Annotated in this window: 8 protein-coding genes and 2 pseudogenes; 3 read left to right on the forward strand and 7 right to left on the reverse strand. The window is 53.8% G+C overall.

The genetic code is table 11. The annotated features are described in order from the left end of the window. From ACZAHD_RS18890 to allE, 3 genes and pseudogenes are all read left to right on the forward strand, one after another. A pseudogene (locus ACZAHD_RS18890) lies at positions 1-142 on the forward strand (ureidoglycolate dehydrogenase); the annotation flags it as partial. 21 nt (positions 143-163) lie between these two features. Further along, positions 164-1,399: an allantoate deiminase gene (gene allC, locus ACZAHD_RS18895; RefSeq protein ID WP_462458144.1), complete on the forward strand. Its 1,236-nt coding sequence runs from the start codon at positions 164-166 to the stop codon at positions 1,397-1,399. A gap of 10 nt (positions 1,400-1,409) precedes the next feature. Continuing rightward, the gene (gene allE / locus ACZAHD_RS18900) at positions 1,410-2,192 is read left to right on the forward strand and encodes a (S)-ureidoglycine aminohydrolase (RefSeq protein ID WP_462458145.1); all 783 of its coding nucleotides are present in this window, start codon (positions 1,410-1,412) and stop codon (positions 2,190-2,192) included. Between the two features lie 371 nt (positions 2,193-2,563). Here the strand turns inward: allE and glxK are convergent, their stop codons facing one another. From glxK to allR, 7 genes and pseudogenes are all read right to left on the reverse strand, one after another. Further along, a complete protein-coding gene (glxK, locus tag ACZAHD_RS18905; RefSeq protein WP_462458146.1) occupies positions 2,564-3,709 on the reverse strand; it encodes a glycerate 3-kinase in 1,146 nt (381 codons plus the stop codon). Between the two features lie 22 nt (positions 3,710-3,731). Beyond that, positions 3,732-3,919 (reverse strand): annotated as a pseudogene (locus ACZAHD_RS18910) (uracil/xanthine transporter); the annotation flags it as partial. A 563-nt stretch (positions 3,920-4,482) separates the two neighbouring features. Next, positions 4,483-5,736, reverse strand: coding sequence for an MFS transporter (locus ACZAHD_RS18915; RefSeq protein WP_462458147.1), 1,254 nt, complete (start codon positions 5,734-5,736; stop codon positions 4,483-4,485). A 53-nt stretch (positions 5,737-5,789) separates the two neighbouring features. Continuing rightward, the gene (gene glxR, locus ACZAHD_RS18920; protein ID WP_462458148.1) at positions 5,790-6,668 is read right to left on the reverse strand and encodes a 2-hydroxy-3-oxopropionate reductase; all 879 of its coding nucleotides are present in this window, start codon (positions 6,666-6,668) and stop codon (positions 5,790-5,792) included. A gap of 120 nt (positions 6,669-6,788) precedes the next feature. Continuing rightward, positions 6,789-7,565 (reverse strand): hydroxypyruvate isomerase, encoded by a 777-nt coding sequence (gene hyi, locus ACZAHD_RS18925; RefSeq protein WP_462458149.1) that lies wholly within the window; start codon positions 7,563-7,565, stop codon positions 6,789-6,791. A gap of 13 nt (positions 7,566-7,578) precedes the next feature. After that, entirely contained in the window at positions 7,579-9,360 is a 1,782-nt protein-coding gene (gcl, locus tag ACZAHD_RS18930) for a glyoxylate carboligase (RefSeq protein ID WP_462458150.1), read from the reverse strand. Positions 9,361-9,448: 88 nt separating this feature from the next. After that, a partial coding sequence (gene allR / locus ACZAHD_RS18935; protein ID WP_462458151.1) for an HTH-type transcriptional repressor AllR occupies positions 9,449-10,073 on the reverse strand: 625 nt, incomplete at its 5' end.

Below are 10,073 nucleotides of genomic sequence, written 5' to 3' on the forward strand. Positions count from 1 at the left end.
TTACCCGGGACAGAACCTGGATATCAATGAGAAAAACAGCGCCGTCGACGGTATCGAGATCGTGGATGAGATCTATGAATATCTGGTTTCAGACGCTTTATATCACCGCACTTACGAAACCCATTCCCCTTTTGCTCAATAAATTAAAATAGAGGAGTTGCATATGGATCATTATTTTCGACAGGCAATTGAAGAAACATTACCCTGGCTTTCCTCTTTCGGCGCCGACCCGACAGGTGGCCTGACCCGCCTGCTCTATTCGCCGGAATGGCTACAGGCACAGCAGGCGTTCAAACAAAAGATGAGTGAAAGCGGGCTGGAAACGCGCTTTGATGAAGTCGGCAACCTGTATGGCCGTCTGCCCGGCACGCGCTTTCCCGACGAGGTTATCCTCAGCGGTTCGCATATTGATAGCGTCGTCAACGGCGGCAATCTTGACGGTCAGTTCGGTGCGCTGGCAGCCTGGCTGGCGGTACACTGGCTAAAAGAGACCTACGGCGCGCCGCTGCGTACCGTCGAAGTACTGGCACTAGCGGAAGAAGAAGGTAGCCGCTTCCCTTACGTCTTCTGGGGCAGCAAGAATATCGTCGGCATCGCTAACCCGACGGACGTCCGCGAGATTAAGGACGCCAAAGGCGTGGCGTTTGTCGAGGCCATGCAGCAGTGCGGCTTCAGCCTGCCCGCAGCCCCTCTGGCGCCGCGTCGTGATATTAAAGCCTTCGTGGAGTTGCATATCGAGCAGGGCCGCGTGCTGGAAACCAACAAGCAGTCCATCGGCGTGGTCAACGCCATCGTTGGGCAGCGCCGTTACACCATTACCCTCAACGGCGAGTCCAACCATGCGGGCACGACGCCAATGGGCTACCGTCGCGACACCGTCCAGGCCTTCAGCCGCATTTGCTACGAATCTATCGCCAAAGCGAAAGCCCACGGCGACCCGCTGGTGCTCACCTTTGGTAAAGTCGACCCGCAGCCGAATACCGTCAACGTGGTACCGGGTAAAACGGTCTTCACCATGGACTGCCGCCATACCGATGCCCTTGAGTTAAGCGCATTTACGCAAGTGATTGAAGCCGATATGCAGCGGATCTGTCAGGAAATGGAGATTGGCATTGAGATCGACCTGTGGATGGATGAGGCCCCAGTGCCGATGGATAAAAAGCTGGTGGCCCAGCTCACCGCGCTTTGCGAGAAAGAAAAGGTGAATTTCCGCGTGATGCACAGCGGCGCGGGACATGACGCGCAAATTTTCGCCCCCTGCTTCCCGACCTGCATGATCTTTATGCCGAGCATCAAAGGTATCAGCCATAACCCGGCGGAAAGCACGCATATCGAAGATCTGGTGGAAGGTGTAAAAACGCTCGCCTTAATGCTGTATCAACTGGCCTGGACTGAATAAGGAAAAGATTATGGGTTATTTGAATAACGTGGTTGGCTATCGCGATGATTTACTGGCCAGCCGCTCCATCGTGCGCCACGGTAATTATGCGCTGTTGACGCAGGACGGGCTGGTCAAAAACATCATTGCGGGTTTTGATAATTGCGATGTGACCATTCTGTCGACGCCGAAATTAGGCGCCAGCTTTGTCGATTATCTGGTGACGCTGCATGAAAACGGCGGCAACAAGAGCGGTTTCGGCGGAGAAGGTATTGAGACCTTTCTGTATGTGATAGATGGGGAAATCATTGCCCAGGCAGAAGGCATAAGCTTCCCGCTGACCAAAGGCGGCTATCTTTACTGCCCGCCAGGTGAGAAGGTCACCTTCACCAACAACCATTCCGGCGATAGCCAGCTGTTCCTCTACAAGCGCCGCTATATTCCGGCAGGGAACCACGTGCCTTATCTGGTCACCGGCAACGTCAGTCAGCTGGAGCGTATACATTATGAAGGGATGGAAGACGTTATCCTGATCGATTTCCTGCCGAAAGAGCTGGGCTTCGATATGAATATGCATATTCTCTCTTTCGAACCGGGGGCCAGTCACGGCTATATTGAAACCCACGTGCAGGAACACGGCGCCTATATTCTCTCCGGCCAGGGGGTGTATAACCTCGACAATAACTGGGTTCCGGTGAAAAAAGGCGATTATATCTTTATGGGCGCTTATTCACTGCAGGCGGGATACGGCGTCGGACGGGAAACGTTCAGCTATATCTACTCGAAAGATTGCCACCGCGACGTTGAACTCTGATCTGAGTATGGCCCGGCGGCGCTTCGCTTGCGCGGGCCTACCGGTAAATCTCGCAGATTTCGTAGGCCGGGTCAGGCGTTAGCCGCCGCCCGGCGAAAAGCGCGCACACAAGCAAAGACGAATGTGTTATCAGTCTCATCAAATTCACTTTTTGTTTAGCTATGTTGGATTTTGCCACGGTGAGAACCGTGGCATTTTTTATTGATAACTGAAAACCGCGTCCTGTGGGCGTGGTCAGCAACAGGTTTTGGCTCTGCCTTATTGTCATTGGATTTAAATCTTACAGAACTGGCAGAGGCTTTTTTTTAAGGATTTTGGTACGCCCCTATGGGGCGAAATCAATGCCGCCTTCTATGAAGGCGGACTTTTACTCAAGCGGGAATGTTCTGACCGAGTTTAATGGTACAGGCAATATTGCGCGCACAGGCGTAAAGGTTATGCTCGCCGCGCTCCAGCACCTTGGCCAGCGGCGCCAGCGCGGGAAGAATGCTAAAGACCGCGTCAATGCCATGCTGGTGCACCGCTTCAACGCCGTCACCCAACACGCCGGCGATGCCGATCACCGGGATACCGTGTTTTTTGGCGATCCGCGCCACGCCGATCGGCGCTTTGCCGCCGACGGTTTGCGAGTCGATCCGCCCTTCGCCGGTAATCACCAGATCCGCATCGCGCAGCGCCTCCTCCAGGTGCACAGCTGCAATCACGATATCAATACCCGGTTTCAGCGCCGCGTTGAGGAAAACGTTGGCCGCCACGCCTATTCCTCCCGCCGCGCCACCGCCGACAATTGCCGTCACATCCTGACCGGTTGCCGCCAGCAGTACCTGGGCATAGTTTTGTAATCCTCGCTCCAGAACGGCGACCATTTCTATACAGGCCCCTTTTTGTGGGCCAAAAACCGCCGCCGCACCGCGTTCGCCAAGCAGCGGGTTATCGACGTCGCAGGCCACCTCAATCCGGCATTCGCCAAGGCGTGGATCGAGGTCGCTTAGATCAATTGTGACCAACCGTTGTAAGGCCGCACCGCCGAGGCCGACATTCTCACCGTGCTCATCCAGAAAGCGTGCCCCCAGCACCTGAGCCATGCCCATTCCACCATCCACTGTGGCGCTACCGCCAATACCGAGGATAATATGGCGAACCCCGGCGTCCAGCGCGTGGCGAATCAGCTCGCCGGTGCCGTAGCTGGTAGCCCGCAGCGGGTTACGTTCCCCGGCGGGAACCAGCATCAATCCGCTGGCCGCTGCCATTTCGATAAACGCGGTTTGCCCATCGCCACTCAGGCCATAAAAAGCCCCGACCAAATTGCCCATCGGCCCCATGACCGGCAGCATCACCATTTTGCCTTTAGTGGCCTCAACCATTGCCTCAACCGTCCCCTCGCCGCCGTCGGCAATCGGCAGGCAGACGTACTCCGCCTGCGGGAAAACAGAGACAAAACCCGCCTTAATCGCCTGGGCGCAGCGGCTGGCGCTTACGCTCTCTTTGAAAGAGTCCGGTGCAATAATAATTTTCATTGTTCCTCCTTTCTTGCTGTCATTAATTACTACGATCCCAGGGAATACGATTTCCCATCACCCTCGCCAGCAGTACGCCGATTAATAAGCCGTTGCCTAATAGCGGTCAGATTGTCAGCGATAGCGTCTGGAGATAAACCGGTGGCAGGTCCATTAAAAAATGCCGGCAAAGAGTGGCAGCGCCAGCCGATAGATATTTCGTGCGGTGAACCTGCCCCGGGTCGCGGCTTGCGCCTTATCCGGGAACTCGCGGGTTGCCTTTACTACCGACGTTTAAGGATAAATTTCACTTTCAACACGTGCGGGAAGCCCTGCTCACAGTCATCGTTCACCTCGCCGCGCAGGATAGTTTTGGTGATACCCCCCCATCTTACGGCCAACGTAAAGGCTGACTTTATGCCGATATTCGAGCCCGTAGCCCGGATGGGGACGCCGTATTTACTTCCGGCTGCTCTATTAACCACCATGACCAGGGCAATAATAAAATCACTTAATATTATTGCCATCACAATACTAAACATTGACAGTCTGGGAATAAAAACCGCCAACCATAATATAATTAGGTACGTTGTGTACGAATCTCATCCAGAAGATAAAGTAGTTAAATGCCTTCCAGTTACCCTGCGATTCTACTTATGGTAATAGATCATCTCTATAACCCCTGGTTTTGTACAGGTCTTGAGTTTGTTCCATAATCCCCTCTTAATCCGCATCGAAAGATGTTTGTAGGTTTAGCTATGTGGAACAACAAATTTATAATTATTTATTTTTATTTAGTGGGTTGTCTTTAACTGTATTTTGTTCTTACGCAGGGTAATCAGGGCAAATAGTATCGTTCCGGTAATAACTAATCCGGCAGACATCACAAAACTAATTTCTTTTGATCCGGTCAGATCGGAAATAAAACCGGTGAGCGTCGGGGCAACTACCGCAGAACTCATACCAAAGAAATTAAATAAGCTGAAGGCGCGACCGAGTGTTTTCGCTGATGCCTGTTCGGAGACGAACGAAATAAGAATCGGGTCAACGGCCATTTTGCCCAGCAGTCCGTACAGCACCAGGCTAATCATCAGCATGGTGGTATTCGGCGACAGAACGGTAAACATCAGCATTGCGGCGGCGACAATCTCCAGCCCGAGAATGACTTTGACTTTACTGTCGCGGAATTTATCCGAGAGATGGCTAAAGAACAGTGCGCCCGGCACCCCGACCACCGCCACCAGCGCCGATGCAAAACCAATGGCACCGCCGTCAAAGCCGCGTTCGGTCTGCAGATAAGAAGGCAGCCAGGTAACAATCAAGTAGTAGCCGTAGCAGGTGCAGAAATAGAGGAAATACACGCTGCACAGCAGCGGCGAAAACAGCGGTGCCGATTTTTCTTCTGCCGCCGGGGATGATGCCGATGCGCTATTTTGATTCTTCGCTGCGGCAGGCTCTTTTAGCTTGCGGCGAATCACCAGGGTGAATACGCAGAGCATCACCACCAGGATCGTGGCAACGATTAACAACACGTTTTGCCAGGCCATATGCATGCTTTTGACCAGGATGCTTGAGCCAATCAGGCCAATCCCCATCCCGACGGCCGAGCCGCTGTTGATAATGGCGTTCGCCAGCGCACGACGTTCCTGCGGCACATTGGCCGAGGAGAGTGAATAGGCGGAGCTAAAGAAAGAAGCACAGCCGGCGCCGGCCAGCAACGAGCCGATATAAATCAGCGTCAGATTTCCCGCATTAGCGATACTCAGCGTACCGATAATAAACAACGAGAACCCGCACATCAGCATAATTTTCTGCCCCAGCTTATCGACCAGAATTCCGCAGGGAATCTGCATGCTGCAGTAGGCAAGAAAATAGAAGCTGGCTATCGCACCAATTTCAGCGTTGCTGACGTTGCCTAAGGAAGCCTGAATTTCCGGATAAATAGGCGTTAATACGGTACGATAAATCCATATCGACACCCAGCCCAGACTCATTACTACGACTATTTTTTTCCAATAGTCAACACCCGTTTTATTAATAGTATTCATAAACTCACCATCGAGGTATTTAAAATACTGCCAGCGCTGGCAGCATTTTATCATTAAGAGATTTTGTGATTTGCCATTAATTCCAGCGCCTGAACTAAAGACGAGTGATCTAATTCGCTGCCACCGTTGGCGGCACAGGTATTAAACAGCTGCTGGCAGGTTGCCGTATTCGGTAAATTAAGATCCAGGGCTTTCGCGCTCTGCAGCGCCAGATTAAGATCCTTCTGGTGCAGAGAAATTTTAAAACCGGGATTAAACGTCCGGTTCAGCATTCTTTCGCCATGCACTTCCAGAATACGCGAGGAGGCAAAGCCGCCCATCAGCGCCTGACGAACGCGAGCGGGATCCGCACCGGCTTTAGACGCGAAAACCAGTGCTTCAGAGACCGCTTCAATATTCAGCGCAACGATAATCTGATTGGCGACTTTACAGGTCTGCCCGTCACCGTTCCCCCCGACGAGGGTGATGTTTTTACCCAGAATATCAAACAGCGGCTTCACGTAAGCAAACACATTTTCGTCGCCGCCGACCATAATAGAGAGCGTCCCTTCGCGCGCGCCAATTTCCCCACCGGATACCGGGGCATCCAGATAATCCGCGCCCAAATCCCGCACCTGCTGCGCAAAACGCTTGGTCTCAATCGGTGAAATGGAGCTCATATCCACGATGATTTTTCCCTTTAGCGCCGTTTTGGCGCAGCCGTGCTCGCCAAACAGAACTTCGGCGACCTGCGGGGTATCCGGGACCATGATAAAAATAATCTCCGACTGCTCCGCAACCTGCTCGGCGGTGGCCAGTTGCTGCGCGCCCTGCTCAAGCAGTTCGTTAGCAACCGGGCCGATGGTGGTAACATGCAGCGCGTGGCCGGCTTTAGCGAGTCGGAGCGCCATCGGCGTCCCCATAATACCCAGACCAATAAATCCCAGCTTCATAAGTTTCCTCTCAGAGTTTCTGTTTCGGATTTACCTGGGCAATAGCTATCCCTTCCCTGTTTTCAGGAAATTAAATCCTGAATCTGGAATAATAAATACTGCCCAGAGATAAATTAAAAATTAACGGTAGCGATTAAACCATGTCAGGCCCGCTTCGGTAGTGGTCAGCGGTTTATATTCGCAGCCAACCCAGCCGTCATAATTTGATTTTTCGATAAATTTAAAAAGATAATCGTAATTAATTTCACCGGTTCCCGGCTCACCGCGTTTTGGGTTATCGGCAATCTGTAAATGACCAATCCGGTTGGCATAAGTTTGCATCGTATGAGTTAATTCGCCCTCCATTCGCTGCATATGATAAATATCGTACTGGATTTTCAAATTATCGCTGCCGACCTCATCAATCAGCGCCAGCGCCTGATGCGTGGTATTCAGATAGAATCCCGGCATATCGAAGTAATTAATCGGTTCAATCAGCAGCAGAATACCCTCCAGGGCCAGCGAGGTGGCGGCAAAACGCAAATTTGCCACCAGCGTTGAACGAATATGATCTTCGCGATAGCCCACCGGGGTTTTACCAACCAGGCAGTTGATTTTACGATTGCCCAGAGCTTTGGCGTAGCGGATTGCCGCGTCAACGCCTTCGCGGAACTCCGCTTCACGACCAGGAATACAGGCTATACCGCGCTCCCCTGCCGCCCAGTCGCCAGAGGGTAAATTATGCAAGGTATGCTCCAGCCGGTTATCGCTCAGCTTTTGCTTTAATACCTCGGGCGCATAGTCATACGGGAACATAAATTCAACGGCACGAAAACCGCAGGCTGCCGCTTTCTCAAAACGATCCAGAAAATCATATTCCACAAATAGCATCGAAAGGTTGGCAGAAAAACGCAACATAGTTTCACCTCATTTATTCATATTTCATAAAGCAGGTTTCGGTTGGCGCATCGATGGCGCTATCGGCAACGTCTTCGAACTCCATCACGTTATCCAGATCGCTGCCCATCGAGATATTGGTCACGCGCTCAAGGATCACTTCCACCACCACCGGAACGCGATACTCTTTCATCCACGCTTTCGCCTGCTCAAACGCTGACGCAATATCCTCGGGTCTGAAGACGCGAATCGCTTTACAACCGAGCCCTTCGGCAACCTTGACGTGATCGACGCCGTAGCCGTTCACCTCGCTGGAGTTAATATTTTCGAACGCCAACTGGACACAGTAATCCATATCGAATGCGCGCTGCGACTGACGAATCAGACCCAGATAGGCGTTATTCACCAGCACGTGAATATAAGGAATATTGAACTGCGCCCCCACCGCCAGCTCTTCAATCAGGAACTGGAAGTCGAAGTCGCCGGAGATCGCGACCACGTTGCGCTGCGGGTCGGCGGCGCAAACGCCCAGCGCGGCAGGAAGCGTCCAGCCCAGCGGCCCCGCCTGACCGCAGTTGATCCAGTGGCGATCTTTAAACACATGCAGCATCTGCGCGGCGGCGATTTGCGACAGGCCGATGGTGGTGACGTAGCACACGTCGCGGCCAAAGGCTTTGTTCATCTCTTCATAGACGCGCTGCGGTTTGACCGGCACGTTATCGAAGTGGGTTTTACGCAGCAGCGTGCGCTTGCGCATCTGGCATTCGGCAACCCAGCTGTCGCGGCGCGGCAAGCGGCCCTCTTTTTGCATCTGTTGCGCGATGTCCACCAACTGGGTCAACGCCGCTTTCGCATCGGAAACGATGCCTAAATCCGGGCACAGCACGCGACCAATCTGCGTCGGTTCGATATCGATATGGATGATTTTGCGCCCTGCTGTGTACTTCTCGACCGAGCCGGTATGACGGTTGGCAAAGCGGTTACCGATACCGAACACCAGGTCGGAGGCCAGTAGCGTGGCGTTGCCGTAGCGATGCGCGGTTTGTAAACCGACCATCCCGGCCATCAGCTCGTGATCGTCCGGGATACAGCCCCAGCCCATCAGCGTCGGGATCACCGGCACATGGGTGATTTCAGCAAACTGCTGCAGCAACGCTGCGGCATCGGCGTTAATCACCCCGCCGCCGGCAACAATCACCGGGCGCTGCGCCATCAGCAGCATCGCCAGCGCACGTTCGATCTGCGGACGAGTCGCCACGGGTTTATAAGCCGGGAGCGGCGCGTACAGCTCGGGGTCAAACTCGATTTCCGCGACCTGGACATCATAAGGCAGGTCGATCAGCACCGGGCCCGGTCTGCCGGAACGCATCAAGTGGAAAGCCTGCTGCAGCACGCCCGGTACCAGTGCCGCTTCGCGCACGGTCACCGCCATCTTCGTGACGGGCTTCGCGATGGACTCAATATCGACCGCCTGGAAATCTTCTTTATGCAGGCGCGCGCGCGGCGCCTGGCCGGTAATGCACAGAATGGGAATGGAGTCTGCGGAGGCGGAGTAAAGAGCGGTGATCATATCCGTTCCCGCCGGACCCGATGTTCCCAGACATACGCCGATATTGCCGGCCGTGGCGCGCGTATAGCCTTCCGCCATATGAGACGCACCTTCCACGTGGCGGGCCAGAATATGACGGATCCCGCCGTGCTGGCGCATCGCCGAATAGAACGGGTTAATCGCCGCACCAGGCACGCCAAATGCGGTAGTAATACCTTCTTTCTCAAGTACATACATTGCTGCGTCGACGGCTCTCATTTTTGCCATTTTTTACTCCCTCGATATATTGGAAAATTTTTCCAAACATGAACAAGACCAAAAAAGTCCCGCTCCGCAGAGCGGGTCGGTTCGGCTATCAACCAGCCTGGGGTCTGAGTCCCAGCGCGGTGCTGATATTCCTTGCCGTCTCCCTCACCAGCTCTCCCTGACTGACAAAACGGTCCGGGGTTAATCGGGACGCCGGCCCGGAAATCGAAATGGCCGCCGCCACGGACCCCACATCATCGTAAACCGCTGAAGCAATACAGTTTAATCCTGTCACGTGCTCCTCCTGGTCAATGCTGTAGCCGCAGGCCCGCGCCTCATCCAGATTCCGCTGGAGAACCGGCAAATCCACGATCGTCGTCGGCGTAAACCGCCGCAGCCCGGTCTTCACAATCACATCCACCAGTTCTTCCGACGACAGTGGATACAGCAGCGCTTTCCCGGCACCTGAAGCATGCAGTGGCAGTCGACTACCGAGCGGCGCACACATCCTCACCATCGACTTGCACTCCTGCTGACCAATCAGCACCGCTTCGTTACCGTTGCGAATCGCCACGTTGACCGTCTCCCCCGACATCAACATCAGCCGCCGCATGAAGGGGCCTCCGACGGATAAAACATCCCGGTTGTGGATGTACGCCGAGCCGATATTGAATGCGCCAAGACCGATGTGCCACCAGCCTAACTGCGCGTCCTGATAGACAAAATCCGCGCCT

It is taken from the genome of Raoultella sp., assembly GCF_039594335.1.
Classification (GTDB): Bacteria; Pseudomonadota; Gammaproteobacteria; order Enterobacterales; family Enterobacteriaceae; genus Klebsiella.

Coding starts and splice junctions, on each gene's coding strand:
- hyi (WP_462458149.1), bottom strand. CDS start 7,565: ATGTTGCGTTTTTCTGCCAACCTTTCGATGCTATTTGTGGAATATGAT.
- allE (WP_462458145.1), top strand. CDS start 1,410: ATGGGTTATTTGAATAACGTGGTTGGCTATCGCGATGATTTACTGGCC.
- gcl (WP_462458150.1), bottom strand. CDS start 9,360: ATGGCAAAAATGAGAGCCGTCGACGCAGCAATGTATGTACTTGAGAAA.
- glxK (WP_462458146.1), bottom strand. CDS start 3,709: ATGAAAATTATTATTGCACCGGACTCTTTCAAAGAGAGCGTAAGCGCC.
- allC (WP_462458144.1), top strand. CDS start 164: ATGGATCATTATTTTCGACAGGCAATTGAAGAAACATTACCCTGGCTT.
- glxR (WP_462458148.1), bottom strand. CDS start 6,668: ATGAAGCTGGGATTTATTGGTCTGGGTATTATGGGGACGCCGATGGCG.
- ACZAHD_RS18915 (WP_462458147.1), bottom strand. CDS start 5,736: ATGAATACTATTAATAAAACGGGTGTTGACTATTGGAAAAAAATAGTC.